The organism is Achromobacter xylosoxidans, from assembly GCF_001457475.1.
GTDB classification, from domain to species: Bacteria; Pseudomonadota; Gammaproteobacteria; order Burkholderiales; family Burkholderiaceae_B; genus Achromobacter; species Achromobacter xylosoxidans.
Map to the genome: position 1 here is coordinate 6,434,302 of NZ_LN831029.1, position 26,658 is coordinate 6,460,959.

Below are 26,658 nucleotides of genomic sequence, written 5' to 3' on the forward strand. Positions count from 1 at the left end.
CCCATCCCGCGCTCTTCGCCCATGCCGCTCACCCATACCGCCGCTGAATTGTCCGCCTGGCTGCGCCTGTCCCTGGAACCGGGCATAGGTTCCGCCACCGCCTGCACGCTGCTGGGCGCCCTGGGGCTGCCGGAACAGATCTACGCCCAGCGCGCCACCGCCCTGGCGCGCCAACTGCCCGACGCGCTGGCCCGCCAGCTGGCCGCGCCCATGCCCGCCGACATGGCGGCCCAGGTCGACAGCGCCCTGCAGTGGGTCGACGCGCCCGGCCATCACATCCTGACGCTGTCAGATCCGGGTTATCCACAAAGCCTGCTCACCATCGCCGATCCGCCCATCCTGCTCTACGTGAATGGCGATCCGGCCTATCTGCAAGGCCCCGCGCTGGCGGTGGTGGGCGCGCGCAACGCCACGCCCGGCGGCCAGGAAAACGCCCGCGCCTTCGCCCGCCACCTGGCCGGCAGCGGCTGGCGCGTGGTCAGCGGCCTGGCGCTGGGCATCGACGCCGCGGCCCACGAAGGCGCGCTGGACGCCGGCCCGGGCGGCGCCGGCACGGTCGCCGTGATGGGTACCGGCATCGACCGCATCTACCCGGCGCGCCACCGCGACCTGGCGCACCGCATCGCCGCGCACGGCGCGCTGGTATCCGAGCTGCCGCTGGGCACCGGCGCCTTGCCGCAGCATTTCCCCAAGCGCAACCGCATCGTGGCGGGCCTGGCACGGGGCGTGCTGGTGGTGGAAGCGGCCCGGCAGAGCGGCTCGCTGATCACCGCGCGCCTGGCGGGTGAGAGCGGACGCGAAGTGTTCGCCATCCCCGGCTCGATCCATTCGCCACTGTCGCGCGGCTGCCATGCGCTGATCCGCCAGGGCGCCAAGCTGGTGGAGACCGCGGCCGACATTACCGACGAACTGGGCGGCGGCCCCCAACCGGGCACGCGCCGACCGCCCGAGCCGGCCGACGATCCGGGCGACGCCGACAACCCGGCCCATCCGGTGCTCGAAGCCCTGGGCTTCGACCCCTTGCACCTGGATGCGCTGCAGGCACGCTGCGGGCTGGACACCGCCACGCTGCAAGCGCAATTGCTCGAACTCGAACTGGCCGCGCGTGTCGCGCGCCTGGACGATGGCCGCTTCCAGCGCCTGAAATAGGCTGCGGCCCCCTGCCGTCCGACGCGCCGGCCAGGGCATGGACAGGGCTGGCGCCGGCCACGGACGGGGCCGGATGCGATGGCGCTAATATTGTCCCTGGCACCGGGCCGCCATCGCGGCCGCCCCCGATACCGATACAGGAAGAGACATGGCATTGCCCACACGCGTCAAGATCGTCGAGGTTTCGCCCCGCGACGGCCTGCAGAATGAAAAGGAATTCGTGCCCACCGACATCAAGGTGGAACTGATCGACCGCCTTGCGGCCGCCGGCTTCCCCAACGTCGAGGCGGCCTCGTTCGTGTCGCCCAAGTGGGTGCCGCAAATGGCCGACGGCGCCGACGTGATGGCGCGGATCCAGCGCCGCCCCGGCACCATCTATTCCGTCCTTACGCCCAACATGAAGGGCTTCGAGGGCGCGCTGGCCGCCGGCGCGGACGAGATCGTCATCTTCGGCGCGGCCAGCGAGGCCTTTTCGCAAAAGAACATCAACTGCTCCATCGCCGAGTCCATCGCGCGCTTCGAGCCCGTGGTGCAGGCCGCCCGCGAAGCCGGCATCCGCGTGCGCGGCAGCATCAGCTGCGCGCTGGGCTGTCCCTACCAGGGCGAGGTGCCCATCGAATCCGTGGTCGACGTCGCGCAGCGCTACCTGGCCATGCAGGTCGACGAGATCGACGTGGCCGACACCATCGGCGTGGGCACGCCGCAGCGCGTGCGCGACGTGATGGCCGCGGTCACACGCGTGGTGGACCCGGCGCGCGTCTCCGGCCACTTCCACGACACCTACGGCCAGGCGCTGGCCAACATCCTGGCGTCGCTGGAAACCGGCATCTCGATCTTCCACGCCTCGGTGGCCGGCCTGGGCGGCTGCCCCTACGCCAAGGGCGCGACCGGCAACGTCGCCACCGAAGACGTGCTGTACATGCTGCGCGGCCTGGACATCGACACCGGCGTGGACTTCGACGCGGTGGTCGACATCGGCCAATGGATGTCGGCCAACCTGAATCGCAAGGGTTCCAGCCGCGCCGGCAACGCCATTGCCGCCAAGCGGGCCGCCTGACGCGAAAAACTCGTAGAATGGCTGCGCGCGTTTCGCGTGAGCGCCGGGGCCACCCGGCGCACGTCTTCTCGCAACGCTACCGGAACTCCGCAGCCGCATGACGTCCCCCGCCCCCTCCCCCTCGCCCGAGGATCACGCCGCCCTGCTGCGCGCCATCGGCCCGCTGCCCCTGTCGGGGCAGGCCTGGCCCGATTGGGTGCGCATCCTGACCTGGGTCATCCTGGCCGTGCTGGGCGTCCAGGTCGTCACCACCGCCATCCGCGCCCCGGGCCAGTCGCTGGACGGCATGATGGCCGTCGTGGTGGGCCTGTGCTTCATCGGCCTGCTGTTCGTGTCATGGCACATGCAGACCTCCATCACCACCATCGACGAACACGGCCTGCGCCAGACCTGGTTCTCGCGGCGCGAAGTCGCCTGGGAGGACGTGCGCGAAGTCCGCTTCGTGCCGATGATCTTTTCCAAGCGGCTGGTGGTGTTCACGCATCGCGGGCGGCCCGTGATCTTCCAGGGCGGCACGCGCGAACTGCGCGCGGCGTTCACCCGGATTGCCGAGGTGTACCGGCGCCGCTGACGATCCGGACCAGGCGCCACCGCCGCCACCGCCGCCACCAACGGCCCAAAAAAAACCGATGCCGCGGCATCGGTTTTTCATTGGCGGGCCCGAACTGCGCCGCCCGGACCCCGGCCGCGCTCAGCGGATCGGCAGCGCGTACATCAGGCCGCCCTGCGTCCACTGCGCATTCAGGCCGCGCTTGATCTTCAGCGGACTGCCCTGGCCGACGTTGCGCTCGAAGCTCTCGCCGTAATTGCCGACCTGCTTGACGATGTTGTAGGCCCACTTTTCGTCCAGCCCCAGGTTGGCGCCGCCGCCGGGCGTCACGCCCAGGATGCGCTTGATGTTGGGATTGCTGCTCTTGGCCTGTTCGTCGACGTTCCTGGAGGTGACGCCATATTCCTCGGCCTCGATCATGGCCGACAGCGACCAGCGCACGATGTTCAGCCAGGCGTCGTCGCCCTGGCGCACGAACGGACCCAGCGGTTCCTTCGAGATGATCTCGGGCAGCACCACGTAGTCGTCGGGGTTCTGCAGCTTGGAGATGCGGATCGATGCCAGGCCCGAGGCGTCGGTGGAGAACACGTCGCAGCGGCCCGCGGCAAACGCATTGACCACTTCGTTGAAGGTCTCGATCACCACCGGCTTGTAGGTGACGTTGTTGGCGCGCGCCCAGTCGGCCAGCGTGTTCTCGTTGGAGGTGCCGGTCTGCAGGCAGATCGTGGCGCCGTTGATTTCCTTGGCGCTCTTGACGCCCAGCGACTTGGGCACCAGGAAACCCTGGCCGTCATAGAAATTGATGCCGGCGTGGATGATGCCCAGCGCCGTGTCGCGCTGCTGCGTCACGGTGGTGTTGCGGGTCAGCACGTCGACTTCGCCCGATTGCAGCGCGGTGAAGCGCTGCTGCGAATTGAGCGGCACCACCTTGATCTTGTTGGCATCGCCGAACACGGCCGCGGCGATCGCGCGGCACAGGTCCACGTCCAGCCCCTGCCACTTGCCCTGCGCGTCCGGCGCGGAAAAGCCCGCGAAACCCGTGGTGGTGCCACAAGCCACCGCCCCACGCTGGCGCACGACGTCCAACGTCGCCGCCTGCGCGCCTTGTGCCACGGCCAGCAACAACGCCGCGCCCACCAACCCTTTTGCAATGTTCATGACTGTTTTTCCTGTTGTACCGGGACGCGCGAGCGCGCCACGGCGAGAAGCTTATAGACATGAAGCGCCCGCGCAAAATAACCAGCGCTTATTTGGGTATATCACGCCGCCAGCGAGATCGACACCGGCTGGTTGGCCTCGCACGCGTCCAGGGCGCGGCTGAGCCGCTGCATGCCCTGGGCGATCTGGGCTTCGTTCATGGTGGCGAACGACATGCGCATGGCATGCAGGTCGGCCTGCGCCGGGTCGGCGTAGAACGCCTTGCCCGGCACGTAGACCACTTCGTGCTCGATGGCGTAGGGCAGCAGGCGGGTGGCGTCGACCTCGCCCGTCAGGCGCGCCCAGAAGAACATGCCGCCCTCGGGCTTGCTGAACGCAATGCGTCCGTTCAGCTCGCGCGTCAACGATTCGGCCATGGCGTCGCAGCGCAGGCCATAGGCCGCGCGGATGCGCGGCACGTGCTCTTCGTAGCGGCCATTGGCCAGGTATTGCGCCACGACTTCCTGGATCCACGTGGACGAAGCCATGTCGTCGGCCGCCTTGGCGCCGACGCAGCGGCGGCGGATTTCGGCCGGCGCCACCAGCCAGCCGATGCGCAAGGCGGGCGCCATGGTCTTGGACATGCTTGCCAGGTACACGGCCCAGTTGCGGGCCTCGCCCTCGGCCAGCGCCATGATGGGTGGCACCGCCTCGCCGGCGAAGCGCAATTCGCTGTACGGATCGTCCTCGACGATGAGGAAGCGATGCTTGACCGCCAGCTCCAGCAGGCGCAGGCGGCGCTGGCGCGAAATGGTGGCGCCACAGGGATTGGAGAACGACGCCACCACGCACACGACCTTGGGCTTGACGCGCGCGGCAAGCTCATCGAGCGCGTCGATGTCGACGCCGTCCGGGCCGGACGGCACGGTATGCACCGTGGCGCCGGTGTAGCGCAACGCCTGCACGGAATTCGGGAAGGCCGGCGATTCGATGACGGCATGGTCACCGGGCTGGAGCATCACACGGGTCAGCAGCGCCATGGCTTGCTGCGACCCACCGGTGACGGCCAGTTCCGTGTCCGCGTTGCAGTGCAGGCCGCGCGCCGCCGACAACCGCGCCAATTCGTTGCGCAGACTGGCCTGTCCGTCGATGTTCGAGTATTGCAGGCAGGCGCCAAGCCGCGCCAGCACCTGGGTGGAGGCGATCGTCAGGCCGTCCACGTCGAACAGTTCCTGCGCCGGATAGCCGCCCGCCAGCGAAATGGTGCCCGGCCGCATCGCGTAGGGCATCAGCGAACGGATCGGGGAGGCGGGGGGATTCAGGAAAGGCGTGGCAAAAGCGTACTCGGGCGCGGCGCTGGACATGGCGGAGGGGACGGCGAGGAGAAAGGGAGGACCCGCGTCGTCGTGCGGACGGCGCCGGAGGCTTAGAACATTGAAATCTAAACAAATATCGCCAAATTCTAAGCCTGCCGCTCCGGCAGGGTCAACGAAGATGCGGCGCGGCGCGGACCGGTGTGGCGAAACGGTGCGCGCGCGTCCTACACTATGGGACATTCCGTACCGAAGAGACCCCGCATGACCGAAGTAGACACCATGGCCATCCGCCTGGCCGCGATCCGGCAACGCATCGCCCAGGCTTGCGAACGCGCCGGCCGGGCACCGGACAGCGTGACGCTGCTGCCCGTCAGCAAAACGTTCGAGGTCGACGCCATCCGCGAGGCCATGGCGCTGGGCCTGGCCCGGTTCGGCGAGAACAAGACCCAGGAATTGCGGCAGAAAGCCGCGGCGCTGGCGGGACAGGGACTGCAATGGGTGTTGATCGGCCACCTGCAGACCAACAAGGCCAAGGACGCGGCGCGTGACGCCACCGAGTTGCAATCGCTGGACCGGATCGACCTGGCCGAGGCCCTGCACCGCCGCCTCGTTCTCGAGGGCCGGACGCTGGACGTGCTGGTGCAGGTCAAGACCTCCAGCGAACCCAGCAAATACGGCATGGCGCCGAGTGACGTGTCGGCCTTCCTGCGGCGCATCGTGGCCGAGTTCCCGACCTTGCGCGTGCGCGGCCTGATGACGATGGCGGTCAACTCGCCCGATCCGGGCGAAGTGCGCGCCTGCTTCCGCAGTTTGCGCGAACTGCGCGACCAGCTGCGCCACGAAGCGATCGAAGGGGTGTCGCTGGACCGCCTGTCGATGGGCATGAGCGGAGATTTCGAACTGGCGATCGAGGAGGGCTCGACCGAAGTGCGCATCGGCACCGCCATCTTCGGCGCCCGCAGCTACCCGGATCCGCAATAAGCCGCTGAATCCGGGCCTGGAAACAGGCGCATATTGCCGCGTTGCCGGGGCATAATAGCGTCGCAAAAAAATGAGGAGACTCCCCATGCACAAGCACGCCCGGCGCCTGTTGGCGCTTGCCGCCCTGTCGCTGGCCGCCACCGCGGCCGCCGCCCAATCCTGGCCCACCCAACCCATCCGCTGGATCGTGCCCTACCCGGCCGGCGGCGGCGCCGACGTGGTCGCGCGCACCGTCGCCAGCGGCATCGAGAAACCGCTGGGCCAGACCATCGTGGTCGAGAACCGCCCCGGCGCCGCCACCATCATCGGCGCCACCGCGATCTCGCAGGCCGAACCCACCGGCTACGTCGTCGGCACCGCCGACTCCGGCACCCTGGCCTACAACCCCACGCTGTACGCCAAGCTGGCCTACGATCCGTCCAAGTTCACCTACATCGGCGGCATCGCCAAGTTCCCGCTGCTGCTGGCGGTGAACGTCAATTCACCCTACAAGACGGTCGCCGACGTGATCCAGGCCGCCAAGAAGGAACCCGGCAAGCTGACCGCCGCCTCGGCCGGCGCCGGCTCGCCGCACCACCTGGCGCTGGAGCTGTTCAAGCAGCGCACGGGCGCCAACCTGCTGCACGTGCCCTACAAGGGCGCGGCGCCCGCCATCCAGGACCTGCTGGGTGGACAGGTGGACGTGATGTTCATCGACCTGGCCGCCGGCCTGCCCAACGTCAAGGCCGGCAAGCTGCGCGTGCTGGGCGCGGCCACGCCCGAGCGCGTTGCCGTGCTGCCGGACGCGCCCACCATGGCCGAACAAGGCGTGCCCGACTTCACCGCCTACGCCTGGCAAGGCCTGGTGGCCCCCGGCGGCCTGCCGGAAGCCGTGGTCAAGAAGCTGTCCGCCGAACTCGACGCCGCGCTGAAGTCGCCTGCCGTGTCGCAGAAGATGCTGGATATGGGCGTCATCCCGATGCCCATGTCGGCGCAGGACTTCAAGGCCTATGCCGACAAGGAGCGCGCCACCTGGGCCGACGTGATCAAGAAGGCCAACATCAAGCTCGAATGAGCGCGCATTGCCAATGAAAAACGCGGCCCCGGGGCCGCGTTTTTCATTGGTGACCGCGCCACCGGCGAAGGACAGGCGGCCGGTCACTTTCCCGGCAGCGTCACCGCCAGGCGCAGGGATTCCACGCACTGCCGGCCCTTGTCGATGGCCTGGCCGAAGCCATCCGACACGATGTCCGCATGGCTGAACCAGCTGACCTTGCGGACGCTGCGATAGCGGTACTGGTAGCCCGAGGCGGCGGGCTTGCCGTCCAGGTCCACATCGATCCAGGGTGAGCGCACCTGGCAATGCAGCGCCGGCGCGTCGACCTGGCCGCCCGTCAGCGTCACGTCGTACGACGCGGTCTCCGGCGTGCCCAGATAGATATCCGCCAGCTGGCCGGTCTGGCGGTAGCGGGCGAAGGCCTCCCAGTCATCGCCCAGGTGCGATTGCGTGTGCACATACTGCCGGCCGACGCGTTCCAGCGCCCGCAGGTCCACCAGCGTGGCGTCGATGCGATAGGTGGCGGGCACCACGAAATCGCTGGCGGCGCGCTGCAGCCGGCAATCGCGGTTCTCGGCGGCGAAACTGCGGCACAGCGCCTGGTCCATCGCCGTCGCGCCGTTCTGCAGATCACCCACGCTGACTTCGGCCGCCACCATGCGCCCCACCTCGACCGATGCGCGCACCTGCGCCTGCCCGTCCTCGCCAAAGCGCTCGTTGCGCGTCACCACGACGCCGACGCCCGGCGCCTCCAGCGCAATGTCCTCGCGCCGCATATTGCCCTGGCTGTCCATGACGAACGCCCAGCGCTGCTGGATATCGGGCATGGTGAAGCCCGGCACGAACACCGGGTTGGTGGGATCCAGCCACCAGGTCGCGCCCTGCACGCGGGCGCGCACGATGGCATGGTTGGGCGCGGCCAGGCCGGGCAGCAATACCTCGGGCGCCATGGTGCCGCGCGCCACCAGGGCGGGTTCGGCCTCGATGCCGGCCGCGCGCAGCATGGCCACCAGCAGCACCGCCAGGTCCTTGCAGTCGCCATAGCCGCGGCGCTCGATCTCGTCGAGCGCAAACGGAATCTGGCCACGCTCGCTGCTGCGCCAGTCGCCCAGGTAGCGATAGTGTTCGTGCAGATGACGCATCAGGCCGGCCACGGCCTGGGGCGCGGGCTTGTCGCGCTGCGCCGCGACCACCGCGGCGGCGTTCGGCGGCAGCGGGGCCGCCAGGATCTCGTTGTAGCGCTTGGCGAACGGGCCAAAATAATCCTGCAGCGCGTCGGCACTGCCGATCTCCAGGCGCGGCGACTGCCGCAGATAACCCTGGTCCGACTCATTGACGTAGGCGTAGTAGTAAGGCGTGGCCTTCAACTCCACGGTGATGTGCCTGGCATCGGGCGCCGCCTCGACGCGGTAGGCCTCCATGGCCTGCCCACGCCAGATCATCGGGCGATCGGCGCTGAACTCGGCGCGGAAGCGCTCCTGGCGCACGGCGCGTGGTTGCAGATCCAGCACGTAATGAAACTGCGTGGCCGAAGGGATGCCGGCAAAGTGTTCACGCAAGGTGTAGACGATGGTGCTGCCCACGCGCAGATTGGGAAAGGCCAGCGAAGTCTGCTTCTGGCGCAGGAAGCCCTGGTCCGGATTGGGCGCCATGCGGGTGTCGATCTGGGCGGCGGCCAGCGGCACCGGCTTTTCGCCCGGCTGGATCAGTTCGGCGCGCTCGACCTTGAGGCTGTCGTTCTCGGCGTAGCTGCGGTCGATGCGCGATACCAGGTCGCGCCCGGCCAGGGTCAGGATGGTGTAGCGATAGGTGCTGACGCACTCGGTGCTGTTGTCCTTGCCAAATCGGCAGTGGAACTCGGTTTCGCCGGACAGTGGCGCTTCGGCGACCGGCTGGCGCGCGGCATGGGCCGGCAGGCTGGCCGCGGCCGCCAGGACGACGGCCAGGAGGGGGGAGCGGGAAGAAACAGGCATGGGGAAAGCGACGCCTCACATTACAACTGAGACGCAATGTTATTTGCAATAAAATTTCAACTCAAGCTTTCTGTTGGCCCAACCGGTGCGCCGGTCCGCCAAAAAGCGAAACGCCCGGCGTTACCGCCGGGCGTTCCTCGCGCCATACCAGCCGCGCCGGTCGCTACACCAGCACGCGCTCGATGCCGCCGGCATTGGCGCGGCGCACGTAGTCTTCCATCCAGCCTTCGCCCAGGATGTGGCGCGCCATCTCGACCACGATGTAGTCGGCGTCCATGCCGGTATCACCCTGGTAGCGCGACAGGCCCTGCAGGCACGACGGGCACGAAGTCAGCACTTTGACGTCGCCCGTGAAGCCATCGCTGCGCAAGGCCGCATCGCCCTTGAGCAACTCTTCCTGCTTGCGAAAGCGCACCTGGGTCGAGATGTCCGGCCGGCTGACGGCGAGCGTGCCCGACTCGCCGCAGCAGCGGTCGCTCTTGACGGCGCCGTCGCCCACCAGAGAACGCACCGTCTTCATCGGATCCTGCAGCTTCATCGGCGTGTGGCAGGGGTCGTGATACATGTAGCGCACGCCCTTGGCGCCTTCCAGCTTGATGCCCTTTTCCAGCAGGTATTCGTGGATGTCGATCAGGCGGCAGCCCGGGAAGATCTTCTCGAACTCGTAGCCGGCCAGTTGGTCGTAGCAGGTGCCGCAGCTGACCACCACGGTCTTGATGTCCAGGTAGTTCAGCGTGTTGGCAACGCGGTGGAACAGCACCCGGTTGTCGGTGATGATCTGCTCGGCCTTGTCGGTCATGCCGTTGCCGCGCTGCGGATAGCCGCAGCACAGATAGCCCGGCGGCAGCACGGTCTGCACGCCCGCATGCCACAACATGGCCTGCGTGGCCAGGCCGACCTGCGAGAACAGGCGTTCCGAACCGCAGCCCGGGAAGTAGAACACCGCTTCCGTGTCGGCCGTGGTGGCCTTGGGGTCGCGGATGATCGGCACGTAGTTCGCGTCCTCGATGTCCAGCAGCTTGCGCGCGGCCTGCTTGGGCAGCCCGCCAGGCATCTTCTTGTTGACGAAGTGCACCACCTGCTCGCGCAGCGGCGGCTTGCCAACCGTGGCTGGCGGCGCCGAGGTCTGCTTCTTCACCAGGCCCGACAGCAGGTCATGCGCGGCGCGCTGCACCTTGTAGCCCACCCCCACCATCGCCTTGCGGGTGGCGTTGATGGTGGCCGGGTCCTTGGCGTTCAGGAAGAACATGGCGCTGGCCGTGCCCGGATTGAACGACTTGCGGCCCATGCGGCGCAGCACGGCGCGCATGCTCATCGATACGTCGCCGAAGTCGATGTCGACCGGACAGGGGTTGTAGCACTTGTGGCAAACGGTGCAGTGGTCGGCCACGTCCTCGAATTCTTCCCAGTGCTTCAGGCTGACGCCGCGGCGGGTCTGCTCTTCGTACAGGAAGGCCTCGACCAGCAGCGAGGTCGCCAGGATCTTGTTGCGCGGCGAGTACAACAGGTTGGCGCGCGGCACGTGGGTGGCGCAGACCGGCTTGCACTTGCCGCAGCGCAGGCAGTCCTTGATCGAATCGGAGATGGCGCCGATGTCGCTCTGCTGCATGATGAGCGATTCGTGGCCCATCAGGTTGAAGCTGGGCGTCCAGGCGTGGCGCAGGTCGGCGCCGGGCATCAGCTTGCCGGCGTTGAAGTGGCCGTTGGGATCGACGCGACGCTTGTATTCCTGGAACGGCGCCAGTTCAGCCTCCGTCAGGAACTCGTACTTGGTCAGGCCGATGCCGTGCTCGCCCGAGATCACGCCGTCCAGGTCGCGCGCGATCTGCATGATGCGCTCGACGGCCTGGTGGGCCTCCTGCAGCATGCCGTAGTCGTCCGAGTTGACCGGAATGTTGGTGTGCACGTTGCCGTCGCCGGCGTGCATGTGCAGCGCCACGAATACGCGGCTCTTGAGCACGCGGCCATGGATCGCCACCAGCTCGTCCAGGATCGGCTTGCGCGCCGCGCCCGAGAACGCGGCCTGCAGGCCGGCCAGCACCTCGGTCTTCCATGACACGCGGATGGTGCGGTCCTGCACCACATCGAACACGCGCGCCTGCGGCTGCGCCGCCAGGCGCTCGGCCAGCGTGGCGCGCAGGTGGCCCATACCCAGCGTTTCCAGCTGCGGCATGGCGTCGGCCAGCGGCAGGTCCAGGTTGTCCAACAGCCACTGCCAACGCTGGCGCGCGGCGGCCAGCAGCTCGATGGCCTGGCGCGTGCGCTCGGCCAGCACCTCGGCGCGGGTTTCATCGTCGTCGGCGGCGTCCTCGGCCTTGCCGACCGGCAAGGGCGTACAGAGGTAGTCGTCCAGCGCGCCCAGCAGGCGCAGCTTGTTGCGGGTCGACAGCTCGATGTTGATGCGCTCGATATGGTCGGTGTACTCGCCCATGCGCGGCAGCGGGATCACCACGTCTTCGTTGATCTTGAAGGCGTTGGTGTGGCGCGCGATCGCGGCGGTGCGCGAGCGGTCGAGCCAGAACTTCTTGCGGGCCTCTGCGCTCACCGCGACGAAGCCTTCGCCGTGGCGGGTGTTGGCCAGGCGCACCACTTCGCTGGCGGCCGCGGCCACGGCGTCCTCGTCGTCGCCGACGATATCGCCGATCAGCACCATCTTGGGCAGCGAACCGCGCTTGCTCTTGGTGGCATAGCCCACCGCGCGCAGGTAGCGTTCGTCCAGGTGCTCCAGGCCGGCCAGGATGGCGCCGCGGGCGCGGCCCTCGCCGTCCAGGTAGCCCTTGACCTCGACGATCGAAGGAATCGCGTCGCGCGCCTGGCCGAAGAATTCCATGCAGACCGTGCGCGTATGCTTGGGCATGCGGTGCAGCACCCAGCGCGCCGACGTGATCAGGCCGTCGCAGCCTTCCTTCTGGATGCCCGGCAGGCCGGCCAGGAACTTGTCGGTGACGTCCTTGCCCAGGCCTTCCTTGCGGAACACGCGGCCGGCGATTTCCAGGGTCTCGGTCTTGAGCAGGCGCTCGCCCGGCTTGCCGCGGCCGTCGAACCACTTGAGTTCGAAACGGGCCACGTCGACGTCATGGATCTTGCCCATGTTGTGCGCCAGGCGCGTCACTTCGAGCCAGTTGCCGTCCGGGTCGACCATGCGCCACCAGGCCAGGTTGTCGAGCGCGGTGCCCCACAGCACGGCCTTCTTGCCGCCGGCGTTCATGGCGATGTTGCCGCCCACGCACGAGGCCTCGGCCGAGGTCGGGTCCACGGCGAACACGAAACCGGCCGCCTCGGCCGCCTCCGACACCCGCTTGGTCACCACGCCGGCGCCGGCATGGATGACGGCCACGGGCTCGGTGAGCCCGGGCAGGATACAGGACTCGACCTTGCCCAGCTTGTCGAATTTCTCGGTGTTGATGACGGCCGACTTCCAGGTCAGCGGAATCGCGCCGCCGGTGTAGCCGGTGCCGCCGCCGCGCGGCACGATGGTCAGGCCCAGCTCGATACAGGCGGTGACCAGCGCGGCGATCTCGTCTTCCGTATCCGGCGTCAGCACCACGAAGGGGTACTCCACGCGCCAGTCGGTGGCGTCGGTCACGTGCGATACGCGCGACAGGCCGTCGAACTTGATGTTGTCGCGCGCGGTGATGCGGCCCAGCACCTTCTGCGCCTGCTTGCGCAGCATGGCGGTCTGGTCGAACTCGCCCTCGAAGGCGGCAATGGCCGAACGCGCCCGACCCAGCAGGCCCAGCACTTTCTCGTCGCGATGCGGATCGTGGCCGGCTTCGGCCGGCGCGCCGGGTTCGCGGCGGCGGTCGATCTCGCCCAGCCGATGGTGCAGCGCGTCGATCAGCTGCTTGCGGCGCTTGGGATTGTCCAGCAGGTCGTCCTGCAGGTACGGGTTGCGGCGCACCACCCAGATGTCGCCCAGCACCTCGTACAACATGCGGGCGGACCGCCCCGTGCGGCGTTCGCCGCGCAGGTCGGTCAGCAGGCTCCAGGCATCATCGCCCAGCAGACGGCCGACGATCTCGCGATCGGAAAACGACGTGTAGTTGTAGGGGATTTCGCGCAGTCGCGCGGGTGCTGCGGGCGGCGTCGCCCCGTTCAAGATGTGGCTGGCGAGTGGGGCGTTCATGGCGGCAAGAGGGGGCCCTTAAAAAATTATTTTATGCCATTGGCCGGAACTGCCCCCGAATACCCCCTGGGAAGCGTCCAAAACCGGGGCAATTGCATGTTTATATGTCCCCAATTAAGCGGGACGTCAGCGCTAGACCTGCCCGGGAAACAGCCATAGCAGGCTGGCCGTCATGGCCAGATAGCGCAGGAATTTGCCGATGGCCATATAGGCCACGCAAGGCCAGAACGGCAGCCGCAGCCATCCGGCCACGGCGCACAGCGGATCGCCTACCGCCGGCAGCCAGGACAGCAGCAGCGCCGGCGGTCCCATGCGGTGGATCCAGTCATGGGCGCGCTCGTGCCAACGGCCGCGCATGCGTCGTTCGGCCGGCGCGTGCGGGTGGCGCTCTTTCCAGCGCTCGACCGCCTTCTCCGCGCCCAGGCCCATGGCATAGCTGATGGCCCCGCCAATGGTGTTGCCGGCGGTCGCCACCAGGATGGCGGGCCAGAACATGTCCGGCGACAGTTTCAGATAACCGAACACCGCCGGCTCGGACCCCAGCGGCAGCAGCGTGGCGGAAATCAACGACACCGCGAAGATCGCGGGCAGGCCGACCGAGGGCAAGGCCAGCAGGCCAAGCAACCAGTGGACGGCGGAGAGGAGGCTTTCTTCCATGATGCCAGCGAGTGTAGCCGCGCGCGGCCGCGGCCGTCCGGTGCGTGGCGAAAGCGCCTGAAAACCCTCGGAGACGCGGCTTTCCCTGCAATAATCGCGCTCACGCCGCGGCGCGCGGGCCTGCCCGCGCCCCGCCCTCTTTCCGCCCCAACCCTCGCGCAGTCCATGTCCACCGATTATCTGAAACGCATCCTGACCTCCAAGGTCTACGACGTCGCGGTCGAATCGCCGCTCGAAGCCGCGCCGCTGTTGTCGCAGCGCATGGCGAACACGATCCTGCTCAAGCGCGAGGACACCCAGGCCGTCTTCAGCTTCAAGCTGCGCGGGGCGTACAACAAGATGGCCAACCTGGCGCCGGCGGCGCGCAACCGCGGCGTGATCGCGGCCTCGGCCGGCAACCACGCCCAGGGCGTGGCGCTGGCCGCGTCCCGGCTCGGCTGCCGCGCGGTCATCGTCATGCCCACCACCAGCCCGCAGGTCAAGATCGACGCGGTGCGCCGGCTGGGCGGCGAAGTGGTGCTGGCCGGCGAAAGCTTCTCCGATGCCTACGCCCACGCGCAGACGCTGGAGAAAAAGGAAAAACTGACCTTCGTGCACCCCTTCGACGATCCCGACGTGATCGCGGGCCAGGGCACGGTCGGCATGGAGATCCTGCGCCAGCATCCCGGCCCGATCGACGCCATCTTCGTGGCCATCGGCGGAGGCGGCCTGATCGCCGGCGTGGCCGCCTACATCAAACAGCTGCGCCCCGAGATCAAGATCATCGGCGTGCAGACCGAAGACTCCGACGCCATGCTGCGCAGCGTGCGCGCCGGCCGCCGCGTGCAGTTGAACGACGTAGGGCTGTTCTCCGATGGCACCGCGGTCAAGCTGGTCGGCGCCGAGACCTTCAAGCTCACCCGCAAATACGTCGATGATTTCGTCGTGGTGGACACCGATTCCATCTGCGCCGCCATCAAGGACGTGTTCCAGGACACCCGCAGCGTGCTGGAGCCGGCCGGCGCCATGGCCGTGGCGGGCGCCAAGCAGTACGCCGCCGAACACAAGCTCAAGGACAAGACGCTGGTGGCCATCGCCTGCGGCGCCAACATGAACTTCGACCGCCTGCGTTTCGTGGCCGAACGCGCCGAGGTCGGCGAGATGCGCGAGGCCGTCTTCGCCGTCACCATGCCGGAACAGCGCGGCAGCTTCCGCCGCTTCTGCGAACTGGTCGGCGAGCGCAGCGTGACCGAATTCAATTACCGCATCTCCGATTCCGACCGCGCCCATGTCTTCGTCGGCCTGCAGGTTTCAGCGCCGACCGAACCCGACAGGATTGCCGGCCACTTCCGCCGCCATGGCTTCGATACGCTGGACCTGACGCACGACGAAATGGCCAAGACCCACTTGCGCCACATGGTCGGCGGCCGCTCGGCGCAGGCGCGCGACGAGTTGCTGTACCGCTTCGAATTTCCCGAGCGGCCGGGCGCGCTGATGCGCTTTCTGAACGCGATGAACCCGGAATGGAACATCAGCCTGTTCCACTACCGCAACCAGGGCGCCGACTACGGCCGCATCCTGATCGGCATCCAGGTGCCGCCGGCCGACAAGAAGCAATTCCGCAACTTCGTGGCCGAGCTCGGCTATCCGCACTGGAACGAGACCGACAACCCGGCCTACAAGCTGTTCCTGTAATTCCCGGTCCGGAAAGCGAGAGGGCCTCCAAACGGAGGCCCTGCCCTTCTTTGCTCAAGACCCGCCCGGCTGCAACCTGGAGGGGGGGTTCGCTGTCACTCGGCGGCTCACGGAGATGTGCCGCGCATTCAGCAAGGTGCAGCCAGGCCGGCGCCTGCGCTTAGAACCGGTGACGCAGACCCACCGCGAAGGCGGTGTCGCTGGCATCGCGCTGGAACGCGTAGTTGTCGGCGTAGGACGCATACGCATACAGGTTGGTGCGCTTGGTGAAGTCGTACGTGTAGCCCAGGCTGTAGACGTTGAAGGTCGCGTCGTCGCCGGTCAGCTTGTCGTTGCTCGGCGTGGCGCGCTGCCACGAGCCGAAGACAGCGTGGCGGCCCAGCGGCACGGTGGCGCCGATCATGTAGGAATTGGCGCGGAAGCCGTCGGCCAGCTTGAACGTGCCGAACTTCTGCATGCCGTCCGGCGTGGTGCCCATGTTCTGGCCTACGAACCAGCCGTCGCGAGTCTGGCCGAAAGCCGCCGCCAACTTGACCACCTCGAAGTCGTAGGTGCCGCCAATCAGGTACGACTGGATACGCGCGCTGGACTTGCCGCCGATGTTGTCATTGGACGGATTGAAGCGGTCATAGGCTGCCGCCAGGTTCAGCGGGCCGTTCAGGTATTGCACACCCGCGGTCAGCACACGGTTGTTGTTGCCCGTGGCAAAGCCGGTCTGGTGCTTTTCCTTGACGCCGTCTTCAACGCTGTCATCGGCGCTGAACGAATAGCCCACGCCGATCTTGAAGCCGTCCATGCTGGGGGTCTGGTACAGCACCATGTTGTCCAGGCGCATCGTGTTGGCGCTGCTGAACGTGGTGCCCAGGTTGGCGTTGTTGTAGCTGATCGAGAACGGGTCGATCGAGCCGAAGTACTTCGAGGCCAGGTTGGTCTGGCGGCCGAATTCCAGGCGGCCCCACGAGTCGCTGTCCAGGCCCACGGTGGCCTGGCGGCCCCAGAGACGGCCGCTTTGCAGCGACTGGCCGTTCATCGGGCCGAAGCCGCCTTCCAGGTTGAACACGGCGCGCAAGCCATCGCCCAGGTCTTCCGAGCCGCGCAGGCCGAAGCGCGAACCGCTGCTCACGCCCTGCACGCCGGCGACGCGGCTTTGCGAATTGCCGTTGAATTTGACTTTTTCGTAGCCGATACCGGCGTCGATCAAGCCGTACAGCGTCACGGAGTCGGCAGCCTGCGCGGCACCGGCAAAGCCGGTCAGCAACGCGACAGCCAATAGCGTCTTTTTCATGAGAGTCCTCGAAATGGCAAGATAAAGGCAATCCGCATCCGTACGGCGGGTTCCGCTTCGGGCTGCGTGCCGCTACGAAAAAGCGAGCGGCGTCTGCACTGAATCTAGTGTCGGACCTGGAACAATTTGAAGTAATCCGAATTTCGAAGAACTACTTTCCATGGGTGGGATAATGCGCGGCGGCAGCCGCTTCCACACGTCGAGGAACGCGCTTTAACGTCTTGATATCAAATGCGAATTGTTGCTCGCAATCGCGCCGCGACGGCCTCCGCGACGTGGCCCGGCGGGCCGGGCGATCGACATCACCTGTTGCGCGAGCCGCACAATTTTTGCGGCATAAACACCACATGCGAGGCCACACGCAGCCTCCCGCATCAAAGGCAAAACCCCTTGCAGGGGCTTATGCCTCCATGCGGCGCGGCCGTGACGACTCAGCGCCCCTTGGGCGGGTAGTCGAGTTCACCGAAGGTGTATTCGCCGCGGGCCTTGGCCTGGGCCAGTTCTTCGCGCACCTGCTCGCGCGTCTTGCCCATGGCCTGCGGGGCGGCGGCACGCGGCGGGTAATCCAGCTCGCCGGTGGTGACCTGGCCGGCGGCCTTGGCGCTTTGCAGCTCCTGCTGGACCTGTTCGCGCGTCAGGTTGGTCTGCTGGGGAATGGCGGGGGGGTAATCCTGTTCGCCGAACGTGACCTGGCCGGCGGCCTTGGCGGCCTGCAGTTCCTGCTGGACCTGTTCGCGGGTCTTGCCTTCGGCGTGGGCGGCGGACATGCCCGCGAGCGTTGCGGTAACCATGATTGCGGTAGCTAGGGCTTTCATTGCATTGACTCCATCCTAAACCTGGCACACCGTCCGCCGCCAGGGCGACGGCGGCAATGTGTCAATTCGATTGCTGGGGTGAAGTATCTGGCGATCAGGCCTTAGTAAAAACCCTTATTTTGGTGAACATATTTGCATATGCGGGACAATTGCCGAGCACATACGCGGAACCTGCGCATCAATTGCGCAATGCCGACCTTGCTCCGATGTGATCCGCCGCCGTCCATTCAGCTACGCGCCAGCCGTGTAACGAAAAATGGGCGCAGCCGCGCCCCGAAGTTTCTTTGTCCTAACTAAATAGACATTTCCACTGCCGGGACAATAATTCCATTTATCATATGACCCTGCCAGAAATGGAATTGAAATCGAGGGCTCCATGGACATCCAGCTTAACGACATCGCGCTTTTCGTCGAGGTCGCCAAGCGCAAGAACTTCAGCCATGCCGCGGAAGCCTTGAATATTCCGACGTCCACGCTGTCACGCCGTGTCAGCGAACTCGAGCGCAGCGTAGGCATGCGGCTGCTCAACCGCAGCACCCGCAAGATCGACCTGACCGAAGCCGGCGCCATCTATTTCGAGCGGTGCCGGCACATCGTCGAAGAAGCCCGCATCGCCCACGATCAGTTGCTCGATATGGCGGTGCAGCCCAAGGGCCGCCTGCGCATCTCGCTGCCGACCAGCCTGGCGCAGTTGTTCCTGCCCGCCGTGATCCGCGAATTCCGCGAACAGCATCCGGATATCGAGTGCGATTTCGATCTGAGCATGCGGCCGATCGATCCCATCAGCAATCCATTCGACCTGATCCTTCGATTCGGGCAGCAACCCGATTCCAGCCTGATTTCACGCAAGATCGTGCTGATGGCCCACCAGCTGTATGCCTCGCCGGATTACCTGGCACGCCACGGCGAACCGCGGGTGCCGGCCGACCTGACGCATCACGAATGCCTGCGGCCGACGATGCGCGACGAGTCATCCTTCTGGATGCTTCATTCAGGCGACAAGGTCGAGCGCGTGCAGGTCTCCGGGCGGCTGTCCGCCAACAACGTCGGCATGCTGGGACGCCTGGCCGGCCAGGGGCTGGGTATCACGCCACTGCTGGTGTTCGATGCAATGGAGCGCGCGATCAAGCAGGCCGGACTGGTGCGGGTGCTGCCCGACTGGAGCCTGACGCCGCTGCCCCTGTTCGCCTTGCTGCCGTCCCGCATGCTGCCCGCCAAGACCAAGGCTTTCCTGGACTTCATCCAGCCGCGGCTGTCGGACGCCTGAGCCCTTTTCCTTCGGGCTCGCCGCCGCGTTTCAGACGGACGCGCTGTCGTACTGACAGACGGTGTACAAGGGCGTGCCGGTGGCCGCGATCTTGGCCGAACCGCCCAGCTCGGGCAGGTCGATGATGGCGGCGGCCTCGACCACGTTCGCACCCAGGCGCTGCAACAGCTTGATCGCCGCCAGCATGGTGCCGCCGGTGGCGATCAGGTCATCCACCAGCAGGACGCGCTGCCCCGTGCGCACGGAGTCCGTGTGCATTTCGACGGCGGCATTGCCGTACTCCAGCGAGTATTCCTCGGCCACCGTGCGATAAGGCAGCTTGCCCTTCTTGCGCACCGGCACGAAACCCAGGTTGAGTTCATAGGCCAGCACGCTGCCGATGATGAAACCGCGCGCGTCCACGCCGGCCACCAGGTCCAGGCGCTGGCGCATGTAGCGGTAGACGAAGAGATCGATCAGCACCCGGAACGCACGAGGATCCTGCAGCACCGGCGTGATGTCCCGGAAAATGATGCCGGGTTGGGGCCAGTCTGGAACGCTGCGGATGGTGCGCCGGATGTACTCGGCGTTGTCGGTCTGCATGGAAGACGGCCCTGAAGAATTGAAGCAACGCGAACTATAACCGCGCAACCGCGCTTAAGCCAGGATTGCCATCGCCGATGACACGTCATGCAACTGTCCGCCGCGCAATATGCAACAGCGGTCGACGGCGCCGGCGGGCAATGCGGCGTGCGTCGCCAACACGACCGTGCGCCCCAGCACCGCCTGCCCCAGGTCGGCGAAGAACGCGGCTTCGGCCGCGCCGTCCAGGCCGGCCGTCGGCTCGTCCAGCACGATGACCTCTGCCGGCGACAGCAAGGCGCGCGCCAGACACAGACGCCGCGCCTGGCCGGCGGACAATTGCGAGCCGGTCTCGCCGGTCCAGGTATCCAGGCCGTCGGGCAGGCCCCTCACGAACTCCCCCAGCCGGGCCGCGTCGAGGGCGCGCCACAGCGTGGCATCGTCGGCCTGCGGATCGCCAATCAGCAGGTTGGTGCGCAGCGTTCCCAGGAACACCGGCGCATCCTGCGACAGCAAGGCGATGCGTCGATGCCAGTCGGCCTGGGCGCAGGCGCGGGCGTCCACATCGGCGTAGCGCACCTGGCCCGCCAGCGGATCCTCCAGGCGCAACAGCAGGTGCAGCAAGGTGGACTTGCCCACGCCGCTTTCACCCAGGATCGCCACCCGTTCGCCAGGCTCCACCCGCAGGCGCAGATCGCGCAGCAATGGCGCGGGCGGCTCCGCCGACCTGGCCGGATAGGCGAACGTCAGGTCCACCACTTCCAATGCACCGCGTCGCGGCAGCGGACTGGGCGCGGCCGGATCGCGCATGTCGGGTTCGCGCTGCGCCACATCGCGGATGCGCTGCGCGGCCGACAGGGCCGACCCCATGCGCGAGGCCCCGCGCATGATGGGACCCGCCACTTCGAAAATGCCGATCACGGCCAGCAGCAGGCCCGCCAGCAGCGGCCCCTCCAGCGCGCCGGCTTCATGCTGTGCCAGGCCGAACCACAGCAAGGCCACCAGCGACAGCCCCGCCGCCGCCTGCAGGAACCACTGTCCCCTGGCGGCCACCCGCGCCTGGCTGGCGCGCGCCCTGGCGCTGGTCTGGCACAGCCGTTCGAAATGCGCATGGGTCTGCGCCTGCGCGTGCAGCGCCACCATGTCGGCATGGCCATCGACCGCGTCCAGCGTCGCGGCGCGCAATCCGGCGGCGCTTTCCTGCGCCGCCGCGCCGGGCGCGCGCGCCGCCCGCAGCAGCCACAGCGGCACCAGCACGCAAACCGTCAGCAAGGCCAGCGCGAACACCAGCGCGGCCGCGGGCACCCAATAGCCCAGCACCGCCGTCAGCGCCGCGCCGGCCAGGATGGCGGTAGCGAGCGGCGCCAGCACGAACAGGAAGACGGTGTCCAGCGCATCGACATCGCCGGTCATGCGGGCCACCAGGTCGCCGCTGCGATAGCGCGCCAGCTGTCGTGGCGTCAACCGGATCAGCGCGGCGAACACCGCCGCGCGCAAATCCGCCAACAGGCGCAGCGTGGCCGCATGCCCGACCACGCGGTCGGCGTAGCGCGAAACGATCCGCAGGAACGACAGGCCGCGCACCAGCGCGGACGGCGCGAACAGGTTGAAGGCGCCCCCGGCGCCGGCCAGCGCCGCGCCGGTCAGGAACCAGCCCGACACGCCGAGCAGCCCCACGCCCGCGGCGACAGTCGCCAGGGCGCAGAACAACGCCAGCAGCAGCCCGCCCTTGCGGCGTGCGTAGAGCGGCAGGAGCAGCAATAGATTCTTCATGCGTCTTTCACTTGGGCATCGGCGATGCGCAGCACCCGCGGAAAACGCGCGGCGACCGCGGGCGAATGCGTGGCCAGCAACAGCGTCCGTCCGGCGGCGAATGCCAGGATCTCGTCCAGTACGCGCGCCTGTGTCGCCTCGTCCAGATGCGCGGTGGGTTCGTCCAGCAGGATCAGGCCCGGATCGCGCAGGAACAGCCGTGCCAGCGCGACGCGCTGCGCCTGGCCGCCCGACAGGCCATGTCCGCGACTGCCCAACAGCGTGTCCAGCCCCTGCGGCAGTCCGGCGGCAAACTCCAGCACACAGGCACGGCGGGCGGCTTCCCGCAGCGCCGCGTCGTCGGCCTGCGGACGGCCCAGGCGGATGTTGTCGGCAATCGAGCCGGCCAGCAGTTGCGGCTTCTGCCCGATCAAGGCCACGCGCGCGCGCAAATCGGCCTCGCCCCACTGATCCAGGGGCACCCCGTCCAGACGGATGTCGCCCTGGGCGGGGCGCAGTCGCGCGATCGCTTCGATAAGGGTCGACTTGCCGATGCCGCTGGGGCCCATCAGCGCCACATGTTCACCCGGCGCCAGCGTCAGGGCCACATCAGCCAACACCGGCGACGGCCGGCCAGGTGCCGTCACCGTCAGGCCGGCCACCGTTGCCGCAGCGCCGCCCGGCGGGCGCGCCAGCGGCGCATCGGACGCGGGCGCGACGCCCTCCTCCCGCGGCAGGCCATCGAACAACGTGGCGATCTGCGACACCGCCGCCAACGCCGTGGCGCGGTCATGATAGTGCGCCGCGAACTGGCGCAGCGGCGCATAGACTTCGGGCGCCATCAGCAGGCAGAACAACCCGGCCTGCAGCGTGAAAGGCGACCAGCGCAGGTCCAGGAAACCCAGGTAGCTCAGGCCGATGTAGACGGCCACGCCCGCCACGCCGAGCGCGGCAAAGAACTCCAGCACCGCCGAGGAAAGAAAGGCGATGCGCAGCACGGACATGGTGCGCTGGCGCAGCGCATCGCTGGCCGCGGCCACGGACGCCGCCTCGGCCTCGGCGCGACCGTACAGCTTGAGTGTCGACAGGCCGCGCATGCGGTCAGCGAAAAACCCCGACAGGCGGGCGAAAGCGCGCAAGTGGCGGCGGCTGGCGCCTTGCGCACCCCAGCCCACCAACGCCATGAACAAGGGAATCAGCGGCGCCGTGATCAACAACACCAACCCGGCGATCACGTCGACCGGCAGCAGCAATACCGAAAACGCCACCGGCAGCAGCGCCGCCGCGGCCATGGCCGGCAGGTACTTGGCGAAAAAGCCGTCGAGCGCCTCGACCTGATCCACCAGCGCGCTGGCGATTTCACCCGAGGCCTGTCTGCGGCTCCAGTCAGGTCCTTTTTGCAGCAGGCGCGCAAACAGGGCCTGGCGCACATGGCGCTTGATGCGTTCGGCGGCGTCCGCCCCGGCGCGCTCACCCGCCCAGGTAATGCATGCACGCACCAGGATCAGGGCCACGATGGCCAGGATCTGCCCCAGCAACTCCTGGCGCGCGACGTGCCGGACGATGGCGGCATCCAGCACGCTGGCCAGCAGCCAGGCCTGCGCCACCAGCAGCGCGCCCGACACCAGGGGCGCGGCGCCGGCCAGCATCAGCGGGAGCCGCGCCACCCCGGCCAGCGCCATCAACCAGCGCGATTGCTCGCGCGGCGGCTTGCGCAGGCTGGCCGAGGGATCGTGCTCCAGGCTGCTCGCGCGGCCGTTCACTCGTCGTTGCGGTTGGCGCGCGGGTCATGCGAGTGACCTTCGCGCAGCTCGAACCACATTGCATTGAGGATGGCGAACGCACACGCCAATCCCAGGCCGAGTACCCATGAGAAATACCACATGGTGCAAACTCCTTGTCAGTATGAGTTGGGCGTGTCGCCCACGGATGCGTGGGTCACCTTGCCCCGCATCACGCGGTACACCCAGGCGGTGTAGAGCGTCACGATGGGCAGGAAGATGACGACGGCGATCACCATGATCCACAACGTCATGTGGCTGGAGGAGGCGTCCCAGACCGTCAGGCCCGCCTTCGGGTTGCTGGACGAGGGCATCAGGAACGGGAACAGCGAAAAGCCGACTGTCAGGATGATCCCGGCGATCGATACCGCCGAGGCCAGGAACGACAGCACATTGGCGCGCAGCGTCAACAGCAGCAGCACCAGCACGGCGCCGGCCACGCCCAACGCCGGCGCGATCCACATCAGCGGCCACTTGGCGTAGTTGGCCATCCAGGCGCCCGGCGCCACGGCGACCGTCTTGAGCATGGGGTCCGACGGCCCTTGCAGGTCGACAGTGCTGGTGATCGCATGGCCGCCCAGCTTGGCCACCCAGAAGCCGCCCGCGACGAACAGCGCCAGCGTCAGCAGCGCGCACAGGCGGCCCCAGTTACGGGCCCGCGACGACACCGGGTCCTCGGTGCGCCACGCCAGCAGCACGGCGCCGTGCATGGCCAGCATCAACACGCTCAACACGCCGCACAGCAGCGCGAAGGGCGTGAACAACTGGTAGAAATGGCCCTGGTACACCATGCGCAGCGCGTTGTCGTCGAACGTGAAGGGCACGCCGAGGATGATGTTGCCCACGGCCACGCCAAACACCAGCGAGGCCACCACGCCCGAGAAGCACAGCACGCCGTCCCAACTGTTGCGCCAGCGCGTGCCTTCCATCTTGCTGCGGTACTTGAAACCGACCGGACGCAGGATCAGCGCGATCAGCGCCAGCATCATCGCCAGGTAGAAGCCCGAGAACGAAGCGGCATACAACAGCGGCCAGGCGGCGAAAATGGCGCCGCCCGCGGTGATCAGCCACACCTGGTTGCCTTCCCACACGGGGCCGACCACGTTGATCACCACGCGGCGTTCGGCATCGGTCTTGGCGACCACCGGCAACAGCGCGGCCACGCCCAGGTCGAAGCCGTCCATGACGGCAAAGCCGATCAGCAGCGCGCCCAGCAGCACCCACCAGACCACCCGCAAGGTGGCGTAGTCGAAAGGAATAAGGGTATCCATTGTTTCTCTCCCCTTAAGCGCGCACGGCGGCGTGGACGGGATCGGCGGCGGCGCTGGCCGGGGCCGGCGCGTCGGACTTCGGGCCCTTGCGCACGGCGTGCAGCATGACCTTCACGCCAATGATCAGCAGCGCGGTGTACAGCACCAGGAAGATCGTGAGACTGATGGCCAGGTCGGCGATGGTCAGGCCCGATGCCGCGTAGTACGTCGGCAGCACGCCTTCGATCACCCACGGCTGGCGGCCATACTCGGCCACGAACCAGCCGCTCTCGATGGCGACCCAGGGCAGGGGCAGGCTCCACAGCGCCACCTTCAGCAGGCCGCGACGGCTGTCCAGGCGGCCGCGCGAGGCCAGCCAGAACGCCACGCCGAAGAACAGGATCAGGTACATGCCCACGGCCACCATGATGCGGAACGCCCAGAACAGCGGCGCCACGTTCGGCACGGTATCCACCGCGGCCTTCTTGATGTCTTCCTCGGTGACCTTGCTCATGTCTGGCTGGTAGCGCTTGACCAGCAGCGCGTAGCCGAGATCGGGCCAGGTGCGGTCGAACACCATGCGCGCGTCGACGTCCTTGGGATTGGCGCGTATCTTCTGCAGCGCATCGTACGCCACCATGCCGTCGCGGATGCGGTTCTCGGCACGCAGGATCAGGTCGTTGATGCCCAGCAGCGGCGTCGTCAGCGAACGCGTGCCGATGATGCCCATGACGTAGGGGATCTCGATGGCGAAGTCGTTCTTGCGTTCGGCCTGGTTGGGCAGCGCGATCAGGTTGAAGGACGCGGGCGCCGGCTCGGTGTGCCACATGGATTCCATGGCCGCGATCTTCATCTTCTGGTGCTCGGTGGTGAGATAACCGCTTTCGTCACCCAGCACCACCACCGACAGCGCAGAAGCCAGGCCGAAGCTGGCGGCCACCGCCATCGAGCGCTTGGCCAGGTCGGTGTGGCGGCCCTTGAGCAGGTACCAGGCGCTGATCGCCATGACGAACATGGCGCCCGCGACGTAGCCCGCGCTGACGGTGTGCACGAACTTGGCCTGCGCCACCGGGTTGAAGATCACCGCGGCGAAGTCGGTCATTTCCATGCGCATGGTGTCGGGGTTGAACACCGCGCCCACCGGGTTCTGCATCCAGCCGTTGGCGATCAGGATCCACAGCGCCGAGAAGTTGGTGCCGAACGCCACCAGCCAGGTCACCACCAGGTGGCTGACCTTGGACATGCGGTTCCAGCCGAAGAAGAACAGGCCGACGAAGGTGGCTTCCAGGAAGAAGGCCATCAGCCCTTCGAGCGCCAGCGGCGCGCCGAAGATGTCGCCCACGTAGTGGCTGTAGTACGACCAGTTCATGCCGAACTGGAACTCCATGACCACGCCCGTGGCCACGCCCAGCGCGAAGTTGATGCCGAACAGGGTGCCCCAGAACATTGTCATCCGCTTCCAGATGGGGCGGCCAGTCATGACGTACACGCTCTCCATGATGGCCAGGATGAACGACAGGCCGAGCGTGAGGGGGACGAAGAGGAAGTGGTACAGCGCGGTCGCGGCAAACTGGAATCGCGACAGGTTGACGACGTCGAGATCAATCATTGAGGCGCTCCCTTGCAGGTGAGTAGCCACAGCAACCGGCATGGTTCCCAGGCCGACTCTGGCGCCATGATAAGGGCGTTGTATACAGCTTCATAGAGGTTTCCTGAAAAAAACGGGGCAGATCAAAAATCAACCCTTGCCCCGCAACTTGCCGGCGAAGCCCAGCACTTTCTGCACCTTCGAACCCAGTTTCATCAGGTTCTGCAGTGTCTCCGGCGGCAGACGTTGAACCTCATCGAACCATCCGGTGGACAGTTCGATGAGCTCCAGCATTTCGGTCATGCGCTGCTGGGCGTAGGCGCCATCGGGCCCGCTCGGGGGCTCGAGCAGCGTGTCGCGCAGCAGGGTCAGGGTGGGATCGATCTCGCGCTTGCGCTTTTCTTCCATGAGGATGCGGAAGATCTCCCACACATCCTTGGGGGTCTCGAAGTAGTCGCGGCGGTCGCCGACCTGGTGCACCAGCTTCACCAGGCGCCAGGATTGCAGCTCCTTCAGGCCCAGGCTGACGTTCGAGCGGGAAAAGCCGAGCGTTTCGGCGATGTCGTCGGCATGCAGGGGCTGGGGCGCCAGGAACAGCAAGGCGTAGATCTGGCCGACGGTGCGGTTCACGCCCCAACGGCTACCCATTTCGCCGAAGTGCAGGACGAAACGTTCGTTTTGGGGGGTAAGCACCATGAGGAAT

At 67.2% G+C, this 26,658-nt stretch carries 21 protein-coding genes; 7 read left to right on the forward strand and 14 right to left on the reverse strand.

Going from position 1 to position 26,658, the window contains the following annotated elements:
* Positions 1-21 precede the first annotated feature (21 nt).
* The 3 genes from dprA to AT699_RS29030 all read left to right on the forward strand — a co-directional run bounded on the left by dprA (position 22) and on the right by AT699_RS29030 (position 2,777).
* Positions 22-1,149: a DNA-processing protein DprA gene (gene dprA / locus AT699_RS29020; RefSeq protein ID WP_024070653.1), complete on the forward strand. Its 1,128-nt coding sequence runs from the start codon at positions 22-24 to the stop codon at positions 1,147-1,149.
* A gap of 148 nt (positions 1,150-1,297) precedes the next feature.
* Positions 1,298-2,206: a hydroxymethylglutaryl-CoA lyase gene (locus AT699_RS29025; protein ID WP_006389909.1), complete on the forward strand. Its 909-nt coding sequence runs from the start codon at positions 1,298-1,300 to the stop codon at positions 2,204-2,206.
* A 97-nt stretch (positions 2,207-2,303) separates the two neighbouring features.
* Positions 2,304-2,777 (forward strand): hypothetical protein, encoded by a 474-nt coding sequence (locus AT699_RS29030; protein ID WP_006389908.1) that lies wholly within the window; start codon positions 2,304-2,306, stop codon positions 2,775-2,777.
* Between the two features lie 120 nt (positions 2,778-2,897).
* Here AT699_RS29030 and AT699_RS29035 read toward each other — a convergent pair whose 3' ends face one another.
* Both AT699_RS29035 and AT699_RS29040 read right to left on the reverse strand, forming a co-directional pair.
* A complete protein-coding gene (locus AT699_RS29035) occupies positions 2,898-3,914 on the reverse strand; it encodes an amino acid ABC transporter substrate-binding protein (RefSeq protein ID WP_006389907.1) in 1,017 nt (338 codons plus the stop codon).
* A 101-nt stretch (positions 3,915-4,015) separates the two neighbouring features.
* A complete protein-coding gene (locus tag AT699_RS29040; RefSeq protein WP_006389906.1) occupies positions 4,016-5,257 on the reverse strand; it encodes an aminotransferase-like domain-containing protein in 1,242 nt (413 codons plus the stop codon).
* Positions 5,258-5,470: 213 nt separating this feature from the next.
* Here AT699_RS29040 and AT699_RS29045 point away from each other — a divergent pair, with 213 nt between their 5' ends.
* Positions 5,471-6,190, forward strand: coding sequence for a YggS family pyridoxal phosphate-dependent enzyme (locus AT699_RS29045; protein WP_006389905.1), 720 nt, complete (start codon positions 5,471-5,473; stop codon positions 6,188-6,190).
* Between the two features lie 85 nt (positions 6,191-6,275).
* A complete protein-coding gene (locus AT699_RS29050; protein WP_024070654.1) occupies positions 6,276-7,244 on the forward strand; it encodes a Bug family tripartite tricarboxylate transporter substrate binding protein in 969 nt (322 codons plus the stop codon).
* 83 nt (positions 7,245-7,327) lie between these two features.
* On the opposite strand, the gene AT699_RS29055 is transcribed toward AT699_RS29050, so the two are convergent.
* From AT699_RS29055 to AT699_RS29065, 3 genes are all read right to left on the reverse strand, one after another.
* Positions 7,328-9,199: a DUF3857 domain-containing transglutaminase family protein gene (locus AT699_RS29055; protein WP_024070655.1), complete on the reverse strand. Its 1,872-nt coding sequence runs from the start codon at positions 9,197-9,199 to the stop codon at positions 7,328-7,330.
* 163 nt (positions 9,200-9,362) lie between these two features.
* The gene (locus tag AT699_RS29060) at positions 9,363-13,325 is read right to left on the reverse strand and encodes a DUF3683 domain-containing protein (RefSeq protein ID WP_024070656.1); all 3,963 of its coding nucleotides are present in this window, start codon (positions 13,323-13,325) and stop codon (positions 9,363-9,365) included.
* A 132-nt stretch (positions 13,326-13,457) separates the two neighbouring features.
* A complete protein-coding gene (locus AT699_RS29065; protein WP_020925988.1) occupies positions 13,458-13,982 on the reverse strand; it encodes a YqaA family protein in 525 nt (174 codons plus the stop codon).
* A gap of 165 nt (positions 13,983-14,147) precedes the next feature.
* Between AT699_RS29065 and ilvA the strand changes: the two genes are divergently transcribed.
* Entirely contained in the window at positions 14,148-15,656 is a 1,509-nt protein-coding gene (gene ilvA, locus AT699_RS29070) for a threonine ammonia-lyase, biosynthetic (RefSeq protein ID WP_006389900.1), read from the forward strand.
* A 160-nt stretch (positions 15,657-15,816) separates the two neighbouring features.
* Here the strand turns inward: ilvA and AT699_RS29075 are convergent, their stop codons facing one another.
* Both AT699_RS29075 and AT699_RS29080 read right to left on the reverse strand, forming a co-directional pair.
* Positions 15,817-16,941 (reverse strand): porin, encoded by a 1,125-nt coding sequence (locus AT699_RS29075; RefSeq protein WP_006389899.1) that lies wholly within the window; start codon positions 16,939-16,941, stop codon positions 15,817-15,819.
* Positions 16,942-17,372: 431 nt separating this feature from the next.
* On the reverse strand, positions 17,373-17,756 hold the full coding sequence (locus tag AT699_RS29080; RefSeq protein WP_006389898.1) for a DUF4148 domain-containing protein: 384 nt from the start codon (positions 17,754-17,756) through the stop codon (positions 17,373-17,375).
* 376 nt (positions 17,757-18,132) lie between these two features.
* Here AT699_RS29080 and AT699_RS29085 point away from each other — a divergent pair, with 376 nt between their 5' ends.
* Complete coding sequence (locus tag AT699_RS29085) at positions 18,133-19,023, forward strand: LysR family transcriptional regulator (protein ID WP_006389897.1); 891 nt, start codon at positions 18,133-18,135, stop codon at positions 19,021-19,023.
* 30 nt (positions 19,024-19,053) lie between these two features.
* Here AT699_RS29085 and AT699_RS29090 read toward each other — a convergent pair whose 3' ends face one another.
* The 7 genes from AT699_RS29090 to AT699_RS29120 form a co-directional block, all read right to left on the reverse strand.
* Complete coding sequence (locus AT699_RS29090; RefSeq protein WP_006389896.1) at positions 19,054-19,605, reverse strand: adenine phosphoribosyltransferase; 552 nt, start codon at positions 19,603-19,605, stop codon at positions 19,054-19,056.
* A gap of 54 nt (positions 19,606-19,659) precedes the next feature.
* Positions 19,660-21,357, reverse strand: a complete 1,698-nt coding sequence (gene cydC, locus AT699_RS29095; protein WP_024070660.1) for a thiol reductant ABC exporter subunit CydC — start codon at positions 21,355-21,357, stop codon at positions 19,660-19,662.
* A complete protein-coding gene (gene cydD / locus AT699_RS29100; protein ID WP_024070661.1) occupies positions 21,354-23,099 on the reverse strand; it encodes a thiol reductant ABC exporter subunit CydD in 1,746 nt (581 codons plus the stop codon). Before cydD ends, cydC begins: the two co-directional genes overlap by 4 nt.
* A complete protein-coding gene (gene cydX, locus AT699_RS29105) occupies positions 23,096-23,221 on the reverse strand; it encodes a cytochrome bd-I oxidase subunit CydX (RefSeq protein WP_024070662.1) in 126 nt (41 codons plus the stop codon). The genes cydD and cydX overlap by 4 nt, the downstream gene beginning before the upstream one ends.
* A 15-nt stretch (positions 23,222-23,236) precedes the next feature.
* On the reverse strand, positions 23,237-24,388 hold the full coding sequence (gene cydB, locus AT699_RS29110; RefSeq protein ID WP_006389892.1) for a cytochrome d ubiquinol oxidase subunit II: 1,152 nt from the start codon (positions 24,386-24,388) through the stop codon (positions 23,237-23,239).
* A gap of 13 nt (positions 24,389-24,401) precedes the next feature.
* A complete protein-coding gene (locus tag AT699_RS29115; RefSeq protein ID WP_006389891.1) occupies positions 24,402-25,976 on the reverse strand; it encodes a cytochrome ubiquinol oxidase subunit I in 1,575 nt (524 codons plus the stop codon).
* A 129-nt stretch (positions 25,977-26,105) separates the two neighbouring features.
* Positions 26,106-26,651 carry a GbsR/MarR family transcriptional regulator gene (locus AT699_RS29120; protein WP_020925982.1) on the reverse strand — a complete coding sequence of 182 codons (546 nt, stop codon included), beginning with the start codon at positions 26,649-26,651 and terminating at the stop codon, positions 26,106-26,108.
* Positions 26,652-26,658: the final 7 nt, after the last annotated feature.

Coding starts and splice junctions, on each gene's coding strand:
- AT699_RS29075 (WP_006389899.1), bottom strand. CDS start 16,941: ATGAAAAAGACGCTATTGGCTGTCGCGTTGCTGACCGGCTTTGCCGGT.
- AT699_RS29030 (WP_006389908.1), top strand. CDS start 2,304: ATGACGTCCCCCGCCCCCTCCCCCTCGCCCGAGGATCACGCCGCCCTG.
- cydX (WP_024070662.1), bottom strand. CDS start 23,221: ATGTGGTATTTCTCATGGGTACTCGGCCTGGGATTGGCGTGTGCGTTC.
- dprA (WP_024070653.1), top strand. CDS start 22: ATGCCGCTCACCCATACCGCCGCTGAATTGTCCGCCTGGCTGCGCCTG.
- cydB (WP_006389892.1), bottom strand. CDS start 24,388: ATGGATACCCTTATTCCTTTCGACTACGCCACCTTGCGGGTGGTCTGG.
- AT699_RS29040 (WP_006389906.1), bottom strand. CDS start 5,257: ATGTCCAGCGCCGCGCCCGAGTACGCTTTTGCCACGCCTTTCCTGAAT.
- AT699_RS29045 (WP_006389905.1), top strand. CDS start 5,471: ATGACCGAAGTAGACACCATGGCCATCCGCCTGGCCGCGATCCGGCAA.
- AT699_RS29065 (WP_020925988.1), bottom strand. CDS start 13,982: ATGGAAGAAAGCCTCCTCTCCGCCGTCCACTGGTTGCTTGGCCTGCTG.
- AT699_RS29090 (WP_006389896.1), bottom strand. CDS start 19,605: ATGCAGACCGACAACGCCGAGTACATCCGGCGCACCATCCGCAGCGTT.
- AT699_RS29055 (WP_024070655.1), bottom strand. CDS start 9,199: ATGCCTGTTTCTTCCCGCTCCCCCCTCCTGGCCGTCGTCCTGGCGGCC.
- AT699_RS29050 (WP_024070654.1), top strand. CDS start 6,276: ATGCACAAGCACGCCCGGCGCCTGTTGGCGCTTGCCGCCCTGTCGCTG.
- ilvA (WP_006389900.1), top strand. CDS start 14,148: ATGTCCACCGATTATCTGAAACGCATCCTGACCTCCAAGGTCTACGAC.
- AT699_RS29120 (WP_020925982.1), bottom strand. CDS start 26,651: ATGGTGCTTACCCCCCAAAACGAACGTTTCGTCCTGCACTTCGGCGAA.
- AT699_RS29060 (WP_024070656.1), bottom strand. CDS start 13,325: ATGAACGCCCCACTCGCCAGCCACATCTTGAACGGGGCGACGCCGCCC.
- AT699_RS29025 (WP_006389909.1), top strand. CDS start 1,298: ATGGCATTGCCCACACGCGTCAAGATCGTCGAGGTTTCGCCCCGCGAC.
- AT699_RS29085 (WP_006389897.1), top strand. CDS start 18,133: ATGGACATCCAGCTTAACGACATCGCGCTTTTCGTCGAGGTCGCCAAG.
- cydC (WP_024070660.1), bottom strand. CDS start 21,357: ATGAAGAATCTATTGCTGCTCCTGCCGCTCTACGCACGCCGCAAGGGC.
- AT699_RS29080 (WP_006389898.1), bottom strand. CDS start 17,756: ATGAAAGCCCTAGCTACCGCAATCATGGTTACCGCAACGCTCGCGGGC.
- AT699_RS29115 (WP_006389891.1), bottom strand. CDS start 25,976: ATGATTGATCTCGACGTCGTCAACCTGTCGCGATTCCAGTTTGCCGCG.
- AT699_RS29035 (WP_006389907.1), bottom strand. CDS start 3,914: ATGAACATTGCAAAAGGGTTGGTGGGCGCGGCGTTGTTGCTGGCCGTG.